This is a genomic window from Candidatus Velamenicoccus archaeovorus (genome assembly GCF_004102945.1).
Taxonomy (GTDB): domain Bacteria; phylum Omnitrophota; class Gorgyraeia; order Velamenicoccales; family Velamenicoccaceae; genus Velamenicoccus; species Velamenicoccus archaeovorus.
In genome coordinates this window covers 358,900-380,211 of record NZ_CP019384.1, presented here as the reverse complement: position 1 = coordinate 380,211, position 21,312 = coordinate 358,900, and the positions used below count along the sequence as shown (strand labels likewise).

The following is a 21,312-nucleotide window of genomic DNA, read 5'->3' as shown; positions in this document are numbered from 1 at the left end:
CGGCTTTCTCTAACGGGGTAAAATTGGTGCTGGGTCAAATTCCGGCAAATAACTCACGTCACCTAACACCCTACAACGGTTCCGTAAGTTATGCCGTCATTTGATCTTCCATCTCCAGCCAATTCTTCCCCGCCTTGACAGACACATCCAGCGGCACCTTCAGTTCCATGATATTCTCCATGCTGCGGCGCACCTGCGCCACAGCATCCTTCTGTTCTTTATGCGTCACTTCCAAAACAAGCTCATCATGAACCTGCAGAATCAGGCGCGACTGAAACCCGTTCTCGCATAGATGTTTGTGCAAATCGATCATGGCCAGCTTGATCAAGTCGGCCGCCGATCCCTGGATAGGGGCGTTGACCGCCTGACGCTCGGCAAACTGCCTGAGAGCCGCATTCGGATTATGGATCTCCGGGATATAACGCCTGCGGCCCAGGAGCGTCACGACATAACCGTTCTTGCGGACAAAATCAATCTGGCCATCAAGATAAGCCTTCACCCGGGGATAACGTAAAAAATATTCGGAAATAAACGCCTGCGCTGTCGCGGCGTCAATGCCGAGATCCTTGGACAGGCCGTAAGAACTCATGCCGTAGACGATGCCGAAATTCACGCGCTTGGCGTTCTCGCGCATTTCCGGCGTCACGTCCTCTTCCTTGACCCCGAAAATCAAGGATGCGGTGAAACGATGGATATCCCTGCCTTTGCGAAAGGCCTCCAGGAGCACCGGGTCCTCGGAGAGGTGCGCCAGGATACGCAGTTCCACCTGCGAATAATCTGCCGACAGGAGCGCATCAAACCCCTCGGACGGCAAAAAGGCGCGCCGGACCTCGCGTCCCAATTCTGTCTTTACGGGAATGTTTTGCAGGTTCGGTGAGCTCGAGCTCAGCCGCCCTGTCTCCGTGCCTGTCTGGTTGAAGGTCGAATGGATCCGCCCTGTCCGCCCATCGATCAAACCCGGCAGCGCATCAACATACGTCGTCTTGAGCTTGGCGATCTGCCGGTATTCCAAAAGGATACGCGGCAATTCGAACCCGCCGGAAAGCTTATGAAGCACCTCTTCATCCGTCGACAGGCCTGTCTTGGTCTTTTTGACGACAGGCATTTTGAGCTTATGGAAAAGAACTTCCGAGAGCTGCTTGGGCGAATTGATGTTGAAAGAACTTCCGGCCAGCTCGAAAATACGCTCCGCGATCCTGCGCAGGTTTTCCTCCATCCGGGAAGAAAGATTGTCCAGAAACGCCTTGTCGACCTGAACGCCGGTGCATTCCATGTCGAAAAGAACATCCGCCAAGGGCATCTCCACATGATAAAAAAGAGAGTCAAGCCCCTTCTCCTTGAGGGCGCCGGACAAGACATGCTCCAGACGAAAGAGGAAATGCGCTTCCTTGCCCAGGTAATCCTGGCGGCTCAAAGACTTCTCCTGGAGATGATCCCAGACGAGATTCTCCAATTCCGCCACATTCCTCGAAGATTCCAGGAGATGGGCGGCGATCATGGTATCAAAAAACCTGCCTTGGGGATGAAGCCCGAAATCCCTCAAGAGGTGCCGGACGGCCTTGGTGTCGTGGCAGACGATGGTGCTCTCTTTCAATGACAGAAGCGCGCGGATGTCCCGGAGGGTGCTGACGCCATAGACGACCTCTTCGTCGCAGGCAACATTCACGTTCAGGATGCCGCCCTCCTTGTCCGCTTCGTTGACGGCAAGAGCAAAGATGTGGTTCTTTGCGATACGCCGGACAATAACATCAGGATCAACGCCCTCTTTCTTGGGGACCGAGAACTGCCGGGGTTGCGACAGCCGGCCTGCGGACAGCTCCTTGAGCATGCCGCGGAATTCCAGTTTGGAATAAATCTCCCAGAGCTTGTCAAAATCCGGCTCCTGGACTTCCAGGTGTTTCAGGTCCGCCTCCACGGGCGCATCGTATCTCAAAGACGCCAATTCCTTGCTGAGACGGATATCTTCTGCATGCTCGACAATGATCCGGCGGACAGCTTCCCTGGCAATCTTCTCCTGATGCCGAATCAAGTCATCCGCATCCTTGAAAGTTTTTAAAAGCTCCAACGCCGTCTTCTCGCCGATGCCGCGCGCGCCCGGAATGTTATCCGAAGCGTCACCCATGAGCGCGATCAGATCCGCGATCCTGTCGGGCGCAACCCCCATGCGTTCGCGGACGATTTTCGGCGTAAAAATAATCCCCTCATCCTTATAAGGGTTATACACCTCGACGTCGGCGGAAACGAGTTGCAAGATGTCCTTGTCCGAACTCACAATAACTGTCTTTTTGACCTTTCCGGAAAGCTTTCGGGAGAGGGTTGCGATCACATCATCCGCTTCAAAACCAGACGCCTCGCAAACCGTAAAACGGTAAGCCCGGACCACATCTTTGATATAGGGCACCTGCGATACCAAGGAATCCGGCATCGGCGGCCGGTGTCTTTTGTAATCCGAAAATTTTTCCGTCCGGTGAGTCACCTTGCCTACGTCGAAACAAACAGCCAGGTATTGCGGCCCAACTTCCTCCAATATCTTCTTGACCATCCGCACGAAACCAAAGACAGCGTTCGTCGGCTGCCCCTGGGACGTCGACAACTGTGTTTTAATGGCGTAGAACGCCCTGTAAAAGAGCGAATTGCCGTCGATCAGACAAAGCTTAGAAGTCATATGCCGGAAAATATCTAAGAGGTCGAACCAGAGGAGATGTGTGCCGTCATGTGGTTGTTTAAGACAATCTCTTTAAAAAGGGATGTGTTCGTGGACTTGCCCCGGCGCCCCTCCCCGCCGCGGCAAAAGGGTCATCGTTGCCGCATCATTCCCGACCAGGGATTTCAGCGCCGCCTGCTGCGGCTCGACTGGAACCCCCATGGGGTGACGTCCCAATCAGCCACGGCCGAGGGATCAATCGTTAAAGAGGGACTTTTGCTGGACTTCTTCCAGGGTCTTGGAGATCTCTTTGTTCTTGGGATCCAGGACCGCCGCCATTCCCAGTTCCTTGAGGGCCTCGGTGAACCTCCCCATGGAGTAGAGCTGTTTTCCCCGCATCAAATGCAGGCGCGCGTCACGCTTGCGCCTTTTGGGATTCAGGTCGTTGCCTTTCGGCTCGCCCTTGATGTCGTTGCTGGCCTCCATGCGGGCCATCTGTTCGTCTAAAAAGTTCTGCTTCAGTTCAGGATCGTTGACACCGAGCCCCTTCAAGGACTGGCGCGCCTTTACCGTCCATTCGTCGTTCCAGTCGCCGATCAGGACCCGCTGTTTGTAGTAATAAATCGCCTTGTCGAAATTCCCTTCTTTCTCATAAATGCTGCCCAGGTTGTAATAAGGGCTGGGGAGCGAAGGATCGATCTCGATGGCCCGGCCATAAGCCTGCTTCGCCCGGTCATACCACCCCTTGGATTCATAAAGGACGCCGGCATCGTTATAGGCGACGGCGAAGTTCGGATCCAGCTCGATGGCCTTCTGGAAATAGATCAACGCCGTATCCAGATCGCCCGATTTCTGATAACGCAATCCCTTGTCGCGATAATCTACGGCCATCTTTTTAGTCTCGGAAGACACAGACCAATCTTCTTCAGCAAAAGCGCATGAGACAAAAGAAAGGATCGACAGGGAATAAAGGGCAATTAAAAAGAGAGGTGTGATTTTTCTCATCCTGAGGATATTGTTAAAGTTAGAATAATACATTTATTTAAAAAAAGCAAGAGAAATATCTGCATAACCCCGCATCGTAAGATATCGAAAAAATTTCCCGCCCAGGGCTACCGGGCATGAAATTTTTCCGATACTCGCGGGGCGACCCAGAAAGGGTAGACCTTCCTCATTCTACATAAAGGAAGGGTCTGATCTTCGCCGCATGCTGCGGCTCGATCAGAGAAGCGGCGGCATATCCAGCGCAGGATGCGCCTTGGCCTTCAGGAATTCCAAAAGCTCCTCGATCGTCTGCGCATTCGTCTCATCGGCGATCTTTTCGATAAAGTCCGGCAGGTCAAGCTCCCGGCAACGCTCGACGAGACGATTCCTGAGCGCCTCCTTCAGGTCCCGCGGCATCCAGACAAGGCGCGGCAATCCGCCTTCGGCGGAAATAAACTTCCTGCTGGTGAGATAAAGCTTGCCTACGCCGATGAAACCCGGCGTCTGGATCCCGCCGCCCACGGAACCGGCCATCTGGGTAAAGGTCATGCCCAAGGGCGTCATTCCAGCATAATCACGGTTGACGGCCATGACGCCGTTTGCCTCCGGGACCAAGGCGACGATGCATTCGAAGCAGCCGCAACTCGACTGCGGCGAGACCAAAAGGGAATACATGCTGACTTCGGGGATGGTCCTGTTGGATTTTTCGAGAATGAACTCGTTGATGTTGCGCCACTGGCCGAGGTTCGGCTCAAGGCACACCCCCTTGACGATCGGCTGGTTGCCGCCCGTCGGCTGGATCTCATAGGCGGCCTTGGCGTCAAGCCAGGAATAAGCGCCGCACAGTCCCAGGCGCTCGGGAGTAATGATACAGATGTGATTGGGCGCAAACGACTGGCAAAGGGCGCAGCTGTAAAAGGTATCGACGCTCTCGTCGGTCATGCCGCGCAGGCGCTCATCACGAGCCTCATAGACACCGGCGGCCGCCTTGAGGGCCTGGGCGACGTCTTCTTGTCTCGTCATCAGGCGCACTTGGACCTTGTCGACGATGGCGCCGAACTCCTTATGCAGCATCGCATGGATGATCGTGCCGAAATGTTTGAGACGGAATCCCTTCTCAAAGGCCTCGCGGGAAATCCGGACCCAGATCATATCCCTCTGGCCCATGTGCATGACCCCCTGCGCCTCATTGAGATACCTGTGGATCTGTCTTTCCAGGATCGGCTCAAAATCCTTATTGGCCTGCCGCGCGGCGACATCGACCCAAATGCCCAAAGGCATGGCCTTGCCTGTCACAGCGTCGATATCCGGGCCCATAACCTCCACGCGGCCATCCGCCACCTCTTCCATAGATCTATAGGCAAGATACTCAAACGCCGAGGAATACTTTGAACCAAACTCTACTTTTAGGTTTTCCTTACGTACGCGTTCGCCCTCGAACGCCGGGCTGTAGAGCACCGGGATAGGCAGGTGCGTCACCTGGATCTTGATGCCGCGCGTCTCGATGCAACGCGACACAATCCTGTCCATATCCTTTTCGACGACCAAGGCCTCGTATTTCGTCGTCGGGATCTTCCCCACCTCGGCGGCGTCGGCATCCATGATGATCGGAAAACCAAGGCCGAGGACGCCGGCGCCGGTCGTCACGATCACCTCGTCAAGCTTGCCCAAGACGACGACAAAGGCAGGCACGCGGTTCTGCGTATATTCCAACACCTGTTTCCACTGCCCGCCCTTGCAGCCGCCGAACGTCAGGGCCGCGCGCACGGCAAAATTCACGGCATAGGCGCTCGACAACTCATCCGGCCCCAGGGGAACGATATAGTTATCCAATCCCAGCTCGACGCCGGCGTCCGTCAGCTGGTCGCGGATGTTGCGCGCCCCCGCGTTGCCGACGAGAAGCGAGACGATGTTCTTCTCCTGGAAGCCGCGGATGATCTTGACGGCAGAGGCGTCGTCTTTGGCGCACCCAAGGATGACGGCAATGCCGGCGATGCGGCCGTCGACAAGCTGGACGCCCAGAGAACGCAGGACCGTGTCAGGGACAAACCCCAGATATCCTTCTTTGGGCTCATGCGTCAAGGCGCATAAAAGCTCCTCGGCCAGGAGCGCGGCCAGGCCGTGGTTGAGCAATCCGTCAAGACAGGAAAAAAACAAACCGTTCGCCAGAGACCTACCCTCCAGGAGGCGGCGGCAGTTCTCAATGATCTGAGAGGCATCGCCTATGGTCTTAACTTCCAGGCCTGTGAGGGCAAAATTCAAAGGAAGGAAAAAAGCAGTACCTTCAAAGCCCAAAGAGAAAGAGCCGCCTTTGGCAACCAGGGCCTTTTCCAAGGCCTCCTGCGCCATGGCAACGATCTTCTTCGACGTCTCCGACGCGATCGTATTTAAATCCGGCATAGACACTTTCCGCATTTGCGGCCCGACGCATAGGCCGCTTCCCAGCCGCGGCCGGCCTCTTCTTCTTTCTGACGGCAGACGTCCCCGGCGGCCCACACAAAAGGAATATTGGTGCGCATCACCTCATCCACGACGATCCCTCCATCCGCATGGATGTCCGTATCCTTCAGAAAATCCATATTCGGACCCGAGGCGCCGCTAAAGATCACCAGCGTCGCTCCCACCACTTTATGGTTCGTAAGTCTGACGGCGCGGACATCGGCCTCGCCCAGAATCTCGATGATCGGATTGTCCCGCACCTCCTGGACGCCTTCCAAGGATCGGTCCAACATTCCAAAAAACTTTACTTCCGTTTGTTTGGCAGCGATGATACGCGCCAGCTCCTGCGCCACAGGACCTGCGCCGACGATCAGTACTGTATGGGCGATCGGCAGGTTTTCCTGGATAAATTTGATGTCGGCCAGACTATTGACGGCAACAACACCCTCCTTCTGGACCCCCTTGACCGACGGCAGGATCTCTTTACGGCCTGAGGCGACGATAAGCTCGTCGAATTCCAGAGGGTCGCGCCCTTTCAGGGCCAAACGCTTCCTGTGCGTGCTGACACCTTCCACCTTTGTTTCCAAAAACAGCATGATGCCGTGGTTCTTGTAAAAATCAGGGCCGCGCCAAATCAGATCTTTCTCTTTGAGGCGGCCGTCGAGGATCCCCAGCATCTTCGGCCTTTCATAGGCATGAAACGATTCTTCAGAAACCATGGTGATCGCGGCCGACTTATCGTGTTCGCGGATACCCTCAGCCGCGCCCACGGCCGCCGCGGAGTTACCGATAATGACTATTTTTTTAGACATAATTTTATGTTTGTGAAGCTAACAAAAAATCAATCATCAAGAAATAAGATACAAACAAAACTCAATAACCAATGACCAAATAATCAAACGCTGATATTTTTTGCTTGATGATTGAATTTTGGTGTTTGGTCATTGTTTGGTTATTGCCTGCTCTGCGGGCGTAGCCCGCGAAGGCAGGTTCCTTGGAACTTGGTTATTCCGTTCTCCACTTATCACCCAACCGCATCCAAAAGTCTGGGCACCATGCCATACCAGCCGATGGGCATGAAATGGATGCCATCGCACATGGGCTGCAGCGTCTTGAATAAACGGACGGCAATTTCCAGACATTTCTGTTTCTTGTCCGTCGAATTCTCCATCTCGGCAATCACGGCCTCCGGGACGGCAACGCCGGGGATATTCTCGTTCATGTAGCGCGCCATGCGCTCGCTCTTGAGCAGCATGATGCCGGCGATGATCTTTGTCTTGAGATGCCGCGTCTTTGCCAGGAATGCCTCGAAGCTGCCGATATCAAAAATCGCCTGCGTCTGGAAAAATTCCACGCCCGCGGCGATTTTCTTTTCCATCTTGATGAGCTCCGGTTCCAGGGGGTCGGCGCCCGGATTGACCGCCGCGCCCACGCAGAATTTTGGCGGCTGGCCCAAAAGCGGATTCCCGTTCATATCGGCGCCTCGTTCCAGGGTGCGCAGGATCCCGATCAGCGTAACGGCGTCGATATCAAAAACGGGCTTGGCCTGAGGATGGTCGCCCAAGGCCGGATGGTCTCCCGTCAAAGCCAGGATATTCTCGATCCCAAAAGACGCCGCCGACAAGATATCCGATTGCAGCGCCAGCCTATTCCTGTCGCGGCAGGTCATCTGCAGCACAGGCTCAAAACCTGCACCCTTGATCTGGATGGATGCTGCCAGAGAACTCATGCGCATGACGGAGCTCTGCAGGTCCGTCACGTTGATCGCATCCACCCGCCCCCGCAAAGGAGCGATCTCCTTCAATATTTTTTCAAGGGAAATACCTTTGGGCGGACCGACCTCGGAAGTCAGCACAAAACGAGACGAGGAGAGTTTTTCTTTAAATGTCATGCCCGATGGACGCCGCGGCCCTTCCCGGCCGCGCTATGATTGCAACTTCAAGGATTCTTTGAAAAGTTCGCAGATATTCTTCATCAACAACATGACCGTCAGGGGCCCGACGCCGCCGGGAACGGGCGTGATGAACGACGCCTTTTGGCGCGCGGCCTCAAATTCCACATCCCCCACAAGGCTCTCGCCGCACTTGTTGATGCCGACATCGATGACGACGGCGCCCGGCGCAATCCACTCCCCTTTGATCACCCCCGGCTTGCCGACGGCCACGATAAGGACATGGGCGCGCCTGACGTGATCCTCGAGCTTATGGGCCTCAGCCGTCGCGATATGGCAGACCGTCGTCGTGGCAAATTCTTTAAGCAACAAAAGGCTCAAAGGCTTGCCGACGATCGAGGAATGTCCCACCACGACCGCTTCCCGGCCGTAGAGCTTGACCTGATAATGATGCAAGAGTTCTATGCAAGCTTGGGCCGTGCACGGCGCGATGCGCCCTTCCCCCAGGACGAGGCGGCCGAGGTTCGCGGGATGGATGCCTTCGGCATCCCTTGCCGGCAGGATGAAAGAAGCCGCTTTTTCCAGATCGATCCCCGACGGCAACGGACACTGAAGCAGGATGCCGGTCACCGAAGGATCATTATTGAGGGCCGCGATCTCGCCGATCAAATCATCCGGGCGGATATCCTCGGGCAGAGCGACGACGGCATGCCCGATACCGAGTTCCTGCGCAACCTTAGCCTGGGATTTGAGGTATACGCTTGCGGCGGCATTCCGGCCGACCACGATGCATCGCAATTCAGGCCGCCGCTTATGCCGGGCCGACAATGACGCGATCTCGTCTTTTAAAAGACCGCGCAAATGCTCGACCGCGACCCTGCCCTCCATAAGAACTGCCATGTGCGCCTCTTTTGTCTTTTGGCCCCGCCCCACGGCTGTCAAACCGCGCGGCTCCGCCCGTACGCCTCTATGACAAACGCTTAAGCTCGTTCAACAGTTTCGCATATCTTGCGCTGTTTTTCAAATGAAGAACATTAACCCGCACATACGACCGGGCCGCCGTTGCGGACAGCCGCGCCAAAGAGACGGCGAGATCGGCGTCGGATCGCAGGCTCCGGTTGCCCTTGCGGCTGACCTCGCGCGCCAGGCGCATTGTCTCCGCCGACAGGCGGCACACCCGCGCGGGAACAGAGATAGACCGCGCCTCATCCTTGCTTTGATAAGCCGCCACATCCGCGTCGAGCAAGCGCAGAGCTTCCTCTTGAATCGCCAGGCTCCTTGTCAAGATCCGGCGCGCGCGCGGTCCGAACGCCCTGTAGCGCTCTTTGCCTACGGTATAGGCAGAGGCCATCGCCACAAGGCCTGCAGCACAGGCCAGCATGAGCGCCGCGACAGACCCGCCGCCGGGGGCAGGCATTTTTTTCGAAAGATCCGCCGCATATCTCGATAAGGGGGCTTTGGCATAACGCATCATAAGACCTCGCTTCTATGATAATCCTCTGACATGCCCTTCGGCGTCGATATCGACCATCTCGCCGCGCGGCTGGCGCGGCAGGCCCGGCATCGTCTGCATCCAGGAGGCGTGCGCCAGGACAAAACCGGCGCCGGCGGCCAGACGGACGTCTTTGACAGGAAAAACAAAACCTGCCGGCGCGCCTTTAAGCGATTCATCGTGAGAGAGCGAAAACTGCGTCTTGGCGATACACACAGGCAGACGTCCGAACCCCTCGCCGGCGCAAAAATCCAAAGCCTGTCTGGCCGGCGGGGCATAATCCACAGAACCTGCGCCGTAAATATTTTTGGCGATCGTTTCGATCTTCTCCTGCAAAGAAAGGTCGGTCTCGTAAAGAAATTTAAATCCGCTCGACGCCTGCCTTGTCTGGCGCAAGACGCTTCTGGCCAGGTCGATGCCTCCCCGCGACCCTTCCTCCCAGAGGCGGCTCTCCTGAGAATCCTGGGCGCCGAACTCAAGGGATTTGGCGCGCACCCTGTCAAGTTCACGCCGGCTATCCTGAGGAAAAACATTGATGCAGACGATAACAGGAATACCGAACAACTTGAGATTCTGGATATGTTTCCTGAGGTTCTCCAGGCCCTGTTCCAGCGCCTCTGCATCCTCAGCGAAGAGGCCGGACGGCATCTTCTCCCCCGGCGTGATCGTGACCTTGCGGCTTTGGGCCTTGAGGCCCCGCAGCGAACAAACCAAAACGCAGGCATGGGGCTTGAATCCGCTGGCGCGGCACTTGATATCAAAAAATTTTTCCGCCCCGCAATCTACGCCGAAACCGCTCTCCGTCACGACATAATCGCAAAGCCCTAAAGCCATCCTGTCGGCAAGAATGGAACTGGTGCCGATGGAAACGTTGGCAAAAGGCCCTGTATGGATAAAACAAGGCGTGCCCTCGGATGTCTGCACGAGATTCGGCTTGATGGCATCGTTCAAGATCGCCGCCATCATGCCGTCGGCCTTGATGTCGCGGCTGCGCACGGGCGCCCCCCGGCGTGTGCGCGCCAGAACGATCTCGCCAAGCCTGGAGCGCAAGTCCGCCCTGTCGCGGCTCAAGGCCAAAATCGACATGATCTCGGAGGCAGCGGCGACCTCAAAACCAGCCGCCATTTCATAAGTCTCGGCGCCGGACTTCAGCGTATAACGAATATTCCTCAGCGACCGGTCGCTCGTATCCAGACAACGCCTCCAGGTCATGCTGGCAACGTCGATGTCCAGGGGGTTGCCGTGAAATACCGAATTTTCAAGAAAGGCTGCAAGAAAATTATTGGCCTCAGCCACCGCGTGCATGTCGCCCGTAAAATGAAGATTGATCTCATCCTCGGGCACGACGCGTGATGCGCCGCCGCCGGTGGCCATCCCCTTGGAACCGAAAAGCGGCCCCAGAGACGACTGCCTCAGACAACAGGCTGACCTGACCCCCAGACGATTCAAGGCCATGGAGAGGCCGATCGTGGTAACGGTCTTGCCTTCTCCCAGCGGGGTCGGCGTGATCGCGGTCACAAGGATGTAGCGCGCATCTGTCTTGCGCAGCCTCTCTAAGATCGAAAGATCGATCTTGGCCTTATAGCGTCCGTTGGGCTCCAGCTCTTTGTCTCGGATCCCCAGAGAACGTGCGACGCGTGATATGGGTTTAAGCTTAGCCGTCATCTCTATAGACCTCTTGCGCTGTGAAAAGCATCGCGGATCAGCCTCGCCGAAGGCCCTTGCGCATCCTGGCAGACGGCAACCACGTCGAACCTGGCGCGGCAGCCGAATAAATTCCTCTCCTTCAAATACCATAGGGCCAGACGGTCCAGGCGTCCTTGCTTCTTTGCGTCCACGGACTCCATGGCCCGACAGATGCCGTCGGCACCCCGGCGCGTGCGCACCTCGACAAACACCAAGACCCCGCCCTGGCGGGCGACGATATCGATCTCACCGACGGGTGTGCGCACATTAAGCTCCAGGATCCGGTAGCCCGCCTTCCGCAGCAACCGGACCGCTTCCTGCTCGCCCCACTGCCCCAACGTCAGTTTATCGCTCACGACGGAAAAAGAATGCGGTGACAGAATGTACGTCTATGAAGAGGAGAAAGTCCGCACGCGCTCATGCGGTCCAGATGCTCAACAGTCCCATAACCTTTGTGACGGGAAAAACCATACTGCGGATAGATGCGGTCATAAATTCCCATGATCCTGTCGCGGACGACCTTGGCCACAATGGACGCCGCGGCGATGGATAAAGACAACCCGTCGCCCCCCACGATCTCTTTGGCGTCATAAGACAGGTGTGAACGCAACCTCCCGTCCAAGAGTAAAATGACCGACCTTTGGCGAGGCGGGGTCCGGAACCGTTCGATGAGCCTCGCGACGGCTTCGTCCACAGCCAGATGGGCGGCAGCGGCAATATTGACACTGTCGATGACGCCTTCATTCATGATGCCTACGCCGTAGGACGATTTTACAACAATCTCGGCGAATGCCTCATCTCTTTGGCGCGCCGTTAACTTCTTGGAATCGTCAATGCGGGATAAGAAAGCATGCGTCTTGAGGATCACCGCCGCCGCGACGACAGGGCCGGCCAGAGGACCCCGCCCGGCTTCATCCACGCCTACGATAATGGAATAACCATCCTTTTTCGCACGACGCTCGTGATACAACACGCAAAGGCCGCTTGTCACCGTTCCAGGATCCCTTGGATTTTACTTGGGACCCAAGATCACGGATTTAGAATTTAACATCACAACTTTTGGGATCCAGGAATGACCCTGCACCAGAAAATCCCCGGACCTGGCCTGCGGGCGCATCTGGGGGTGAAGGCATAAAACCTGAGGAACTTTCGGTGCAGGCTTCCGCTGTCCACCGAGGAAAAGAACCAACCAGACGTGCCGGCGGAGCTTCACTTCTCGTTTCCAGCTTTCTGTTCTTCGATCTTCGTCGCCTTGCCGATACGGCCGCGCAGATAATAAAGCCTTGCCCTCTTGACCCTCCCTTTTTTAACCAGCTCGATGCCCTCGATGGTGGATGCATAAAGCGGGAATGTCCTCTCCACGCCCTCCCCATAGGACATCTTGCGGACAGTGAAGCTGGCGGCCATTCCTTCTCCGCGCGTCTCGATCACCGTCCCTTCAAAAGGGTGGATCCTGAACTTGTCTCCCTCGGGAATCTTCACCAGGACTTTTACCGTGTCGCCGACCGAGAAGACCGGGATGTTCTCTTTCTTGACGAACAGATTTTCAACGAGTTTGATCTTGTCCATAATGACTCCTTAATTCCGCCTCTGGCGGAATTACCCCGAAGCCTGCGTAAGTCCATTTCACGAACGCCTCTGGTGCTTGTGAGTGAAATGGACAAGCGTTTAGGCAAGGGGTCTTTCTTAACAATCGTCCGCCTCTGGCGGAATTAGGCCCTTCGCTTACTCGGTCTGCTGAAACAGCAGACCAGGAAAATTTATGCCGACGGCGAAGCCGATCCTGGCAGAAATTTTCAAGTGTTCAAGCGAGGGGTGAACATTTCATCCCTCCAACAAATCCGGCCTTCTCTTCTTTGTTATCTTCAGCGATTCTTTTCTTCGCCAGGCCTCGATCGCCTTGTGGTCTCCGGACAAAAGCACCGGAGGGACTTTCTTGTCGAGGAATACGGCCGGCCGCGTATACTGCGGATATTCCAGCAACTGTTCCTGAAAGCTTTCATTGCGCGCCGATGAAGCATTGCCCAAGACGCCGGGCAGAAGGCGTACGACAGCGTCGATCACCACCATCGCAGGCAACTCGCCACCCGTCAGCACATAATCGCCGATGGAAATCTCCTCATCGGCCAGGTAACGGCTCACCCTCTCATCCACGCCTTCGTAGTGGCCGCAGACAAGGACCAAATGCTTCATTTTCGCCAGGCGCGCGGCAGACCGCTGGGTAAAACACCGGCCCCTCGGTGAAAGAAGTATAATGCTTCTTTTGCTTTTCGCAACCTTTATTTTCCTGAGGATCTCGTCGCAGCAGGAAAAGATGGGCTGCGGAGCCATGACCATGCCGGAACCGCCGCCATAGGGCCTGTCATCGACCTTATGGTGCTTGTCCGCGGTGTAATCGCGGATATCATGCACATGGATCCCCACCTTTCCGCCGCTGACGGCCCGCTTGATGATGGATTCCCCCAGAACGGACCCGAACATCGACGGAAAAATGGTCAAGACGTCTATGCGCATAATGAATGGAACCGCCCGGCCGAAGGCTAAGGGCACTAGCCTTCTTTTTGTCTATACCGCGACAGAAATTCCCTCTTGAAAGACGCAAAACGGCCCTCATGGAGAGACGCGCGCACCTTTTTCATCAGGTCCAAAAAGAAATAGACGTTATGATACGACACCAGCCTCAATCCAAGGATCTCGCCGGTATTGAACAGGTGTCTGAGATAACTCCTGGTAAAATTCCTGCAGCAGTAACAATCGCAGCGCGGGTCCAGAGGCGTCCGGTCGCGGCTGTAGGCCCCGTTTCGGACCGTGATCTTGCCACAACTCGTGAACGCCGAACCATTACGGCCGTAACGCGTGGGCACCACGCAATCGAACATATCCGCGCCCAGTGACACGGCTTCCAGGATATCTTCCGGCAGGCCCACCCCCATGACATACCTGGGGGCCTCAGCAGGCAATTCCCGGGCCGCAAAAGAAATCATATTATACATTAAATCCTGGGGTTCGCCAACACTTATTCCGCCTATCGCATATCCTTGGAATCCAATGCTTTTGAGCTCTTCTGCAGACTTTTTGCGCAATTCAGGATAGGTCGACCCCTGGACTATCCCGAACAACACCCCCCGCTGGGTCTTGGCCCACTCTTTTTTTGAACGCCCGGCCCAGAGCGTTGTCCTGTCTACGGCCTTCTGGGCCAGGTCAAAGGAAGCCGGATAATGCACGCACTCATCCAGCGGCATCATAATGTCAGACCCCAGATCATTCTGGATCCCGATCACGGACTCAGGGGTCAAAAAATGACGCGACCCATCGAGATGCGACTGGAATTCCACGCCTTCGTCTTTGATCTTACGCAGGAGCGAAAGACTGAAAACCTGATAACCTCCGCTGTCCGTCAGGATGAGCTTCGGCCAGTTCATGAATTTATGCAGGCCCCCGGCCTCTCGGATGATCTCCGTGCCTGGCCGCAGATACAAATGATAGGCGTTGTTCAGCATAATCTGGGCGCCCGCCTCTTCCAGTTCCCGCGGTGACAGGGATTTCACTGTCGCCTGCGTACCCACAGGCATAAACACGGGCGTCTCGAGTGAGCCCCGCTCCATCTGCAGGATGCCGGCGCGGGCCTGCGTCTCCTTATCGGTATGAATAACGGAAAAATTCATAGGCATGGCGCTATTATCTGGGGCCCTTCTTGGATTTGGCCGGTTTCTCCGGCATCTGCGGCCCTGCCGGCGCGACTGCGGGATCGGCCGGCCAGACGACCTCATACACATAGATCGCGCTGCCTTTATCATCGACGGATTTATCAAACAGCTTCAGGAAATCCAAGCCCTCCCCGCCGAAGAAATACATGCGTACGAGCATACTTTTGGCCAGCGCCGTATCACACAGAAGACTTTTATATTCCCCTTTTTCCTTGAAGACGATCGCGCTGTAAGCAAGATCGGGCTTCTCCTGCCTGACCTCCTTGAAGACGGCGTTATCCATATAAAAAAGACTCTGGGGGACGCCGCGGCCCGCAGGATCCTGGCTCTGCACAAAGGCATGCCAGTTCTCCGTGTTCACGCTCAGGCCGTTATCGAAATACAGTATCGGACCGTCCTGGCGGGCCGAGCCCACCGGCGAATAATAATCCAAAAAATGCGAGAACCATGTCCGCGAAGCCTTCTTGTCGACAAAAAAGATCTCTTCGTAGCGGGACCGCGCCTCTTGCGGCGCCAGATGATGGCGCCTTTGGGCATAGGCCAGGAATTCATCCCTGGACAGACGTTGATGCTTGAACCAGAGGTCCACTTTGGAAAAATCCCAGTTACCGATATAAGAAATCGGCGATATCTTGGCGGGCATATCATAGGAAACGACAAAATAGACCGGTGGCAGATTTTTAGGGAACAGAAGCTCCATGACCCTGCGGACCCGCTCCGGCGGCAAGGCTTCCGCCAGATATGTCCGGGCTTGCGACGGGCTGGCGGCCAGACAACGCCGCACCAAAGAAACAGCGGCAGACAGGTCCATCCGGTCCGCCCCTATCAGCTCATCGACGGCCTTATTGCCGGAAGTATTGATCATACGCAGGATGCCCGTAAATTCCCGCGGGTTATCCGTCAGGAGGGCCGATGCCACCCAGTAGGCATAAGGGGTATTCTGGGTCATGCCGTCGAAAAGGACGCGCCTGTCCGCTGCGCCCGTAAACCAGTGTCCATAATCCCACCAGGAATCGATGACGGCGTCCGGAGGCGTTTGTGTCTTGATCTTCGTCAAGACGCCGTGCCATTGGTCGTCCATCGAGAAAGGAGGCGTCGAAAGCCTGACGCAAAGATCGGCAATGTTGACGACGGGATAAAGCGATATCACGAACGCAAGGAGGCCCCGCCCCAGGATCGCCTGCGGCGCCGTCAGGTATTTTTGAAAAACACCGGCCATGGCCTCATAAAATTTAGCCACGGCCAGACCAAAGGCCAAGCCGACGGGAACGACCAGGAGGAGCGTGAACCGGAAGGCCTCTATCGCCGCATAAAAGGTCGTGACGATCCAGAAGACCAGACAGAGAAGGCCGAATCCGTAGCGGGGATTGCGCAGGGCATGCTCAAAAAGGGCGGCATAGAGAAGAACGATGAGTCCGCTAAAAAAAATGAGCTGTCCGCCGAGGCCGCGGATGACATCCATGGCGCTGGCCCGCCCCAGTTCGGCAACGGTCAAAAAAACATTCGGCCACATGGCATTCTCTGTCACCTTGAGGATGGAGGTCAGACGAAGCGGTTCGATCCAACAGTCCGCCCATGCGGCAAAACCGCTGAAAAAAACGACAAGAATGGATCCGAAGCTGAAAAAAAGCGCCAGGCATGCGCCATAATGCCTCATGATCTGTGGCGGCGTGGCCTCTTCTCTCTGGCTCTGCTTGAGATTGACAAGAAAAAGGACCCCGGAAAGGATCATGATATCGAAAACAAACCACCACCCTTTCCATGTAGAGGCGTAACAGGCGGTGAAAAAACCGGCCAAGGCGCATAAAAAGACGCGGCGCACCACCGTGCGCCTGCCGGCGCCGGCATAAAGAAAAGTGCCGAAGATCAACAGCGGAAAAAGGACATTGTAAATATCGGTATCGAACCACTCGGAGGCGACGCGCACGACCAGAAACGGCGACACGTTGACGGCGACGGATGCGATAAAAGCGCCCAGATCGTTGGCGCCCAGCTTGCGGGCGACAAAAAAACTAAAAACACCGATGATGCAGGAAAGGACAAGCGGCACATAGAAAAGCGTGCGCTCAAGAGGAACGCGGGGATCAAAAAAAGACCAGATTTTATAAAATATGAGCCCCAGCCAGATGTGGACACTCTTCTTTATCGTCGGGTCAATGGGCTGCCTGACCAAATCGTCATACGGCGCCCCGTTGAGCTCACGGTCGCCGATCTGGCCCCGTTTCATGAGATTTTTCAAGAGCCGTTCCCAATAATAGGAGTCGATACCGCGAAGATAGGGATTGCCGTTTTCATCCAGATAGCGTCCTTTCATTTCCTGGGCCCGCTGTGCGGCACGCTGCTGCAGCGACAGACGATCCGCCTTCAATCTCTCCTCAAGGACTCTGCCGGCCATCAACTCCCGAGTCGCGCTATCCGCCTGAGGGTAGAGATCGGCAAGACTGCGGGTCACGGCCTTCGCCTCTTCGCTCTGAACCTCCTGGACCGCCTTCTTGTCAAAAAAAGGCAAAAATGACGGATAGACCCTTAAATAAAGACCGGCGGCGACGGCCGAGAGGATCAACAGCCAGGGCATGATTTTTTTATTCATAGGGCTCCTTGTAAGACGCCGACTGCGGGAAAAAGATGGATGCAATTCCAAAAGTGTCAATGTGTCAAAGCATCAAAGTGTCAAAGAAAAATCTTTTTGTGTTTTTTCCTTACACTCTGACACTCTGATTCTTTGACACTCTGACTCACTAAACAATCAGCATGGCATCGCCATAACTGTAAAACCGGTATGAATGCTCAATCGCGTGACGGTAGGCCTCCAGAATGGATCTTTGTCCGCCAAACGCCGCGACCAGCATCAAAAGTGATGTGCGCGGCAGGTGAAAATTCGTGATCAGCCCATCGACCACCCGAAAGGCGTAAGGCGGATAGATGAACAGGCGGCTCGAACGCCGGATGTCAACAGCCCTGTCCCCCTGAAGGATCTCCGAGGCCGCATCTTCAAGGGCGCGCACCACCGTGGTTCCCACGGCAATGACGCGGCCGCGCCGCCCTTCTTTGAGACGCCGGATCGCCTTCACGGCCGCCGCCGGAATGTAAAAATCCTCTTCGTGGACCTGGTGACGACGGATGTCATCGGAACGCACCGGAGAAAAGGTGCCATAACCGACATGAAGGGTCAAAAACGCCGTCCCGACGCCCTTGGTCCTCAATACCTCCAGAAGCCGCCGGGTAAAATGCAACCCAGCGGTCGGCGCCGCCACCGCGCCCGGATGGCGCGCGAAAATCGTCTGGTAACGCGTCTGGTCTTCTTTTTGCGGCGGCCGGCGCACGTAAGGCGGCAAGGGCAGGACGCCCGCCTTCTTCATCACATCCTCCGCTGGCCTGCCGTCAAAATCCACGATCCTGTTTTTCGGATCCAGCAACCGGCAGACCAGGCCCTTATCTAAAAAAATTTTCTCCCCTTCTTTGAGTCGACCCAGCGGCTTGATCAATGCCTGATACGTAAATCTCGCAGGCCGGTGGCACCGTTTCGACGCCGGCCCCAACAGAAGGATCTCGACACAACCGCCTGTGGCCCGCCGCCCCAGGAGCCTCGCCGGAACCACCCGTGTATCGTTAAAAACCAGAAGGTCTCCGGCCGCCAAGTCCTCGGCCAGCTGGAAAAACCGCTTGTCCCTGAGCCGACCGCCGGCGCGTTCCATCACTAACAGCCGCGATGCGTCCCGTTGGGCCGCCGGCGTCTGGGCGATCCGGTCGACAGGGAGCTCATAGTCATAATCCGAAAGATGATGCATGGTAGCTCAAAAATGCAGGCGTCGCGCCTCTAATATATCTTGGTGACACGGGAACCCGGATAATAGAATGCCAATATCTCTTTATAGTCGTACCCCCGGCGCGACATGCCCAAAGCGCCCCACTGGCACAACCCGACGCCATGCCCCCACCCTTTGCCGTTGAAAACAACTTTTGAACCCTTGACCGTGATAGTGAAATTGGTCGAACGCACGATGTCCGGCCCCATCGCCTGCCGGAAATCTTTAGCGGAAATAACGACCGAATCGCCCGCCTCGTCTTTAAGACGCAGGGAATGGACACGCCCCGACGCATTGCGTTCCTCAACGGAGATGTTTTGCAGCTCCCCTTGGAGCGTGTAAAACGGCCCTAATTTTTTACGGATGGTTTTGAAATCCAGAGAGATATTCCAGTAATAATGGGGAGACGCCGAGCAAAAAGAACAAAGGCGGTCGCCTTTGAGAGGTTCTATATCGAGCTTCCATAGTTCGGCGGCACTTTCCGTCGAACCGCCGCAGGTCGCATGAAAATACGCAGGGAAAATCTTGCCGCCATAAAGCAGCACCTCGCCGAAAGTAAAGTTGACCGCGCGATTCGTCTTGTTTCTTTCCGAAGCGAACCCCCCGTAAACCTGTGAAAAGGTGTCTGCCACAAGGTCGTAAGGCCGGTGGCTGCTGATCTCCTTCTGATATAAGGCATACGTCCTGGCGGCGATAGCCTGCGCCTTGATGGCGTCGATCGGCCACGCAGGAGAAATCTCATGGACGAGGACGCCCTTGACATACGATTCGACATCCAGAACATTGATGGCCGACAACGACCCCTCGGCCGAGCGAATGAGGACGATATCGCCGCGATAAGGCCTGTGATTGACGAAAATGGCGGCTTTCTTGTGTGCGCTGATCCTCAAAGAAGATGCATCGTAGACCGTCTGATGGATCTTGATGCCCTTATCAACCGCCACGGCCTTGCTGGAGGCGAGACGGCTGCCGTGATATATCTTTTTTCCAGCCGGCACGGCGGAGATGTCGAATGCCCCTTCAACGGCAAGGGTCAGCTCTTTGGTGTCGCGAACGATGGCCACACGCACCGTCGGAGGCTGAGACGAACCCCATACCGTCCCGCAAAGGCAAACCCCAACGCCTGCCCCTGCTGCCAGACATAACCACCATTTCATCTTTTCGATAAAAACCATAACACCGCGGACGCCGCCAGACTCAAAAACAAGGATGTCATGAGGGGCGCATAGAAAGTGATATTCTTCTTATGGATCACGATATCGCCGGGCAGGCGGCCGAAAGGAAACGTCTTCAAGACATTTCCCAACAGCCCCGCCAGGATCAAAACAATACCGGCAATGATCAACGCCCGCGACATCGGCACCACTCCTCTGTGACACGTATGATCTTGTTCATCATCGCCACCGCCTCAACCGGATACCTGCCTGCCGCCGTCTCGGCCGAGAGCATAACATAATCAGAGCCGTCCAGGACCGCATTGGCCACATCCGAAACCTCGGCCCTCGTCGGGATACGCTCGACGGTCATGTGCTCAAGCATCTGGGTCGCCGTGATGACGGGTTTTTTTCGGGCATTGCACTTGCGGATGATCTCTTTCTGCACGACGGGGACGTCCTCGATGGGGATCGAGACGCCCATGTCCCCCCTGGCAACCATGACAGCATCGGAGGCATCGATGATACGATCGATGTTGCGGATGCCGTCGGCATTCTCGATCTTGGCGACAAGACGCACCTTTCCTTTGCGGCCGACAGGCAGGACGCGCCTGACGGCCAGCATATCTGAAGCCGTGCGCACAAAAGACTGGGCCAGGAAATCCAAGCTGTGGACGCAGCCAAAGGCGATGTCCTCCTTGTCCTTGGAGGAAAGGCCGCCGAAATGAAGACGCGCCTGCGGGATATTGACGCCCTTGAATTCCCCAAGCACACCGTCAAACACGACGCGCGTCTTGAGGACCCGGCGGGAAACAGAAAGAACGTCAAGGGCGATCAAGCCGTCGTCAACGAAAATCCTGTGTCCCTGATGGATGTCCTTGATCGCCCCTTCATAATCAAAGGCCACCCTGTTGCCTTCCCCCACAAACCCTGCGTCCTGGACGAGCCACAACGTTTGCCCCTTGCGCAACGTCAAGGACTGATGATCTCGCAGCCGGCCGATACGGACCCTGTGACCTTCCAAATCGCCCAAGAGACGCAGAGAACGGCCATAACGTCGGTTCAGCTGCCGCACCATCCGGATGGTCTGCAGGCATTCCGCGTGCGTGGCGTGGGAAAAATTCAACCGCACAACATCCAAACCCGCGCGCATCATCCGTCGCAAGACGGCCGACGAACGACTCGCCGGCCCTATCGTCGCTATGATCTTCGTCTTCACCATGGCGATCCGTCAAAATGAACCCTGCAAGCTAAAACCATATCGTAATGGCGTCCTGATCTTCGTCGCGGAGGACACCGTAACCGCCTTTTTGAAAAACAACGTTGGCAGTTTCAAAAACCTCTTCCCGTTTTTCCTCGGTTACCGGAAGATACACCCTCAATCCCACCGGTTCCTCTCCCGAAAAAACCACGCCCACAAAGATTGCGCCGGCCATATAAAGTTTTTTGATATAGGCAGGCGCATTTTGCGGTCCCGTACATTGACCTGCGAGGCGAAAACACACATCG

Annotated in this window: 20 protein-coding genes; all 20 read right to left on the bottom strand. The window is 55.9% G+C overall.

What is annotated here, in order from left to right; translation table 11 throughout:
- Positions 1–88 precede the first annotated feature (88 nt).
- A complete protein-coding gene (polA, locus tag BU251_RS01265; RefSeq protein ID WP_128699097.1) occupies positions 89–2,665 on the bottom strand; it encodes a DNA polymerase I in 2,577 nt (858 codons plus the stop codon).
- 72 nt (positions 2,666–2,737) lie between these two features.
- Positions 2,738–2,866 carry a hypothetical protein gene (locus BU251_RS09585; protein WP_275405396.1) on the bottom strand — a complete coding sequence of 43 codons (129 nt, stop codon included), beginning with the start codon at positions 2,864–2,866 and terminating at the stop codon, positions 2,738–2,740.
- 33 nt (positions 2,867–2,899) lie between these two features.
- Positions 2,900–3,649: a tetratricopeptide repeat protein gene (locus BU251_RS01260; protein WP_164908799.1), complete on the bottom strand. Its 750-nt coding sequence runs from the start codon at positions 3,647–3,649 to the stop codon at positions 2,900–2,902.
- 216 nt (positions 3,650–3,865) lie between these two features.
- Positions 3,866–6,028 carry an acetyl-CoA decarbonylase/synthase complex subunit alpha/beta gene (gene acsB / locus BU251_RS01255; RefSeq protein WP_164908798.1) on the bottom strand — a complete coding sequence of 721 codons (2,163 nt, stop codon included), beginning with the start codon at positions 6,026–6,028 and terminating at the stop codon, positions 3,866–3,868.
- Positions 6,016–6,879: an NAD(P)/FAD-dependent oxidoreductase gene (locus BU251_RS01250; RefSeq protein ID WP_128699094.1), complete on the bottom strand. Its 864-nt coding sequence runs from the start codon at positions 6,877–6,879 to the stop codon at positions 6,016–6,018. Before BU251_RS01250 ends, acsB begins: the two co-directional genes overlap by 13 nt.
- A gap of 212 nt (positions 6,880–7,091) precedes the next feature.
- Entirely contained in the window at positions 7,092–7,958 is an 867-nt protein-coding gene (locus tag BU251_RS01245) for a methylenetetrahydrofolate reductase (protein WP_128699093.1), read from the bottom strand.
- 33 nt (positions 7,959–7,991) lie between these two features.
- Positions 7,992–8,858 carry a bifunctional 5,10-methylenetetrahydrofolate dehydrogenase/5,10-methenyltetrahydrofolate cyclohydrolase gene (locus BU251_RS01240; RefSeq protein ID WP_128699092.1) on the bottom strand — a complete coding sequence of 289 codons (867 nt, stop codon included), beginning with the start codon at positions 8,856–8,858 and terminating at the stop codon, positions 7,992–7,994.
- Between the two features lie 67 nt (positions 8,859–8,925).
- On the bottom strand, positions 8,926–9,432 hold the full coding sequence (locus tag BU251_RS01235; RefSeq protein ID WP_128699091.1) for a cyclodeaminase/cyclohydrolase family protein: 507 nt from the start codon (positions 9,430–9,432) through the stop codon (positions 8,926–8,928).
- Between the two features lie 12 nt (positions 9,433–9,444).
- On the bottom strand, positions 9,445–11,115 hold the full coding sequence (locus BU251_RS01230; RefSeq protein ID WP_128699090.1) for a formate--tetrahydrofolate ligase: 1,671 nt from the start codon (positions 11,113–11,115) through the stop codon (positions 9,445–9,447).
- A 2-nt stretch (positions 11,116–11,117) separates the two neighbouring features.
- Positions 11,118–11,492: a YraN family protein gene (locus BU251_RS01225; protein ID WP_128699089.1), complete on the bottom strand. Its 375-nt coding sequence runs from the start codon at positions 11,490–11,492 to the stop codon at positions 11,118–11,120.
- Positions 11,489–12,127, bottom strand: a complete 639-nt coding sequence (locus tag BU251_RS01220) for a ribonuclease HII (protein WP_228767824.1) — start codon at positions 12,125–12,127, stop codon at positions 11,489–11,491. The genes BU251_RS01225 and BU251_RS01220 overlap by 4 nt, the downstream gene beginning before the upstream one ends.
- Positions 12,128–12,345: 218 nt before the next feature.
- On the bottom strand, positions 12,346–12,705 hold the full coding sequence (gene rplS / locus BU251_RS01215; protein WP_128699088.1) for a 50S ribosomal protein L19: 360 nt from the start codon (positions 12,703–12,705) through the stop codon (positions 12,346–12,348).
- A 255-nt stretch (positions 12,706–12,960) separates the two neighbouring features.
- On the bottom strand, positions 12,961–13,650 hold the full coding sequence (gene trmD / locus BU251_RS01210; RefSeq protein WP_128699087.1) for a tRNA (guanosine(37)-N1)-methyltransferase TrmD: 690 nt from the start codon (positions 13,648–13,650) through the stop codon (positions 12,961–12,963).
- 35 nt (positions 13,651–13,685) lie between these two features.
- The gene (gene tgt, locus BU251_RS01205; RefSeq protein WP_420885795.1) at positions 13,686–14,801 is read right to left on the bottom strand and encodes a tRNA guanosine(34) transglycosylase Tgt; all 1,116 of its coding nucleotides are present in this window, start codon (positions 14,799–14,801) and stop codon (positions 13,686–13,688) included.
- A gap of 13 nt (positions 14,802–14,814) precedes the next feature.
- The gene (locus BU251_RS01200; RefSeq protein WP_128699085.1) at positions 14,815–17,433 is read right to left on the bottom strand and encodes an STT3 domain-containing protein; all 2,619 of its coding nucleotides are present in this window, start codon (positions 17,431–17,433) and stop codon (positions 14,815–14,817) included.
- Between the two features lie 148 nt (positions 17,434–17,581).
- The gene (gene queA / locus BU251_RS01195) at positions 17,582–18,631 is read right to left on the bottom strand and encodes a tRNA preQ1(34) S-adenosylmethionine ribosyltransferase-isomerase QueA (protein ID WP_128699084.1); all 1,050 of its coding nucleotides are present in this window, start codon (positions 18,629–18,631) and stop codon (positions 17,582–17,584) included.
- Positions 18,632–18,660: 29 nt separating this feature from the next.
- Positions 18,661–19,824, bottom strand: coding sequence for a SpoIID/LytB domain-containing protein (locus BU251_RS01190; RefSeq protein WP_128699083.1), 1,164 nt, complete (start codon positions 19,822–19,824; stop codon positions 18,661–18,663).
- Complete coding sequence (locus tag BU251_RS01185; protein ID WP_128699082.1) at positions 19,803–20,006, bottom strand: DUF2905 domain-containing protein; 204 nt, start codon at positions 20,004–20,006, stop codon at positions 19,803–19,805. The genes BU251_RS01190 and BU251_RS01185 overlap by 22 nt, the downstream gene beginning before the upstream one ends.
- Positions 19,991–21,025 carry a pyruvate kinase gene (gene pyk / locus BU251_RS01180; RefSeq protein WP_128699081.1) on the bottom strand — a complete coding sequence of 345 codons (1,035 nt, stop codon included), beginning with the start codon at positions 21,023–21,025 and terminating at the stop codon, positions 19,991–19,993. Before pyk ends, BU251_RS01185 begins: the two co-directional genes overlap by 16 nt.
- A gap of 28 nt (positions 21,026–21,053) precedes the next feature.
- Positions 21,054–21,239 (bottom strand): hypothetical protein, encoded by a 186-nt coding sequence (locus tag BU251_RS01175; protein ID WP_128699080.1) that lies wholly within the window; start codon positions 21,237–21,239, stop codon positions 21,054–21,056.
- Positions 21,240–21,312 lie beyond the last annotated feature (73 nt).

Bases quoted from the DNA above. Each gene is read 5' to 3' on its own strand.
- tgt (WP_420885795.1), bottom strand. From the start codon at position 14,801: ATGAATTTTTCCGTTATTCATACCGATAAGGAGACGCAGGCCCGCGCC.
- acsB (WP_164908798.1), bottom strand. From the start codon at position 6,028: ATGCCGGATTTAAATACGATCGCGTCGGAGACGTCGAAGAAGATCGTT.
- BU251_RS09585 (WP_275405396.1), bottom strand. From the start codon at position 2,866: ATGGGGGTTCCAGTCGAGCCGCAGCAGGCGGCGCTGAAATCCCTGGTC.
- trmD (WP_128699087.1), bottom strand. From the start codon at position 13,650: ATGCGCATAGACGTCTTGACCATTTTTCCGTCGATGTTCGGGTCCGTT.
- BU251_RS01230 (WP_128699090.1), bottom strand. From the start codon at position 11,115: ATGACGGCTAAGCTTAAACCCATATCACGCGTCGCACGTTCTCTGGGG.
- BU251_RS01260 (WP_164908799.1), bottom strand. From the start codon at position 3,649: ATGAGAAAAATCACACCTCTCTTTTTAATTGCCCTTTATTCCCTGTCG.
- BU251_RS01250 (WP_128699094.1), bottom strand. From the start codon at position 6,879: ATGTCTAAAAAAATAGTCATTATCGGTAACTCCGCGGCGGCCGTGGGC.
- BU251_RS01185 (WP_128699082.1), bottom strand. From the start codon at position 20,006: ATGTCGCGGGCGTTGATCATTGCCGGTATTGTTTTGATCCTGGCGGGG.
- BU251_RS01190 (WP_128699083.1), bottom strand. From the start codon at position 19,824: ATGGTTTTTATCGAAAAGATGAAATGGTGGTTATGTCTGGCAGCAGGG.
- pyk (WP_128699081.1), bottom strand. From the start codon at position 21,025: ATGGTGAAGACGAAGATCATAGCGACGATAGGGCCGGCGAGTCGTTCG.
- BU251_RS01245 (WP_128699093.1), bottom strand. From the start codon at position 7,958: ATGACATTTAAAGAAAAACTCTCCTCGTCTCGTTTTGTGCTGACTTCC.
- BU251_RS01235 (WP_128699091.1), bottom strand. From the start codon at position 9,432: ATGATGCGTTATGCCAAAGCCCCCTTATCGAGATATGCGGCGGATCTT.
- polA (WP_128699097.1), bottom strand. From the start codon at position 2,665: ATGACTTCTAAGCTTTGTCTGATCGACGGCAATTCGCTCTTTTACAGG.
- BU251_RS01200 (WP_128699085.1), bottom strand. From the start codon at position 17,433: ATGAATAAAAAAATCATGCCCTGGCTGTTGATCCTCTCGGCCGTCGCC.
- rplS (WP_128699088.1), bottom strand. From the start codon at position 12,705: ATGGACAAGATCAAACTCGTTGAAAATCTGTTCGTCAAGAAAGAGAAC.
- BU251_RS01240 (WP_128699092.1), bottom strand. From the start codon at position 8,858: ATGGCAGTTCTTATGGAGGGCAGGGTCGCGGTCGAGCATTTGCGCGGT.
- BU251_RS01175 (WP_128699080.1), bottom strand. From the start codon at position 21,239: ATGGCCGGCGCAATCTTTGTGGGCGTGGTTTTTTCGGGAGAGGAACCG.
- queA (WP_128699084.1), bottom strand. From the start codon at position 18,631: ATGCATCATCTTTCGGATTATGACTATGAGCTCCCTGTCGACCGGATC.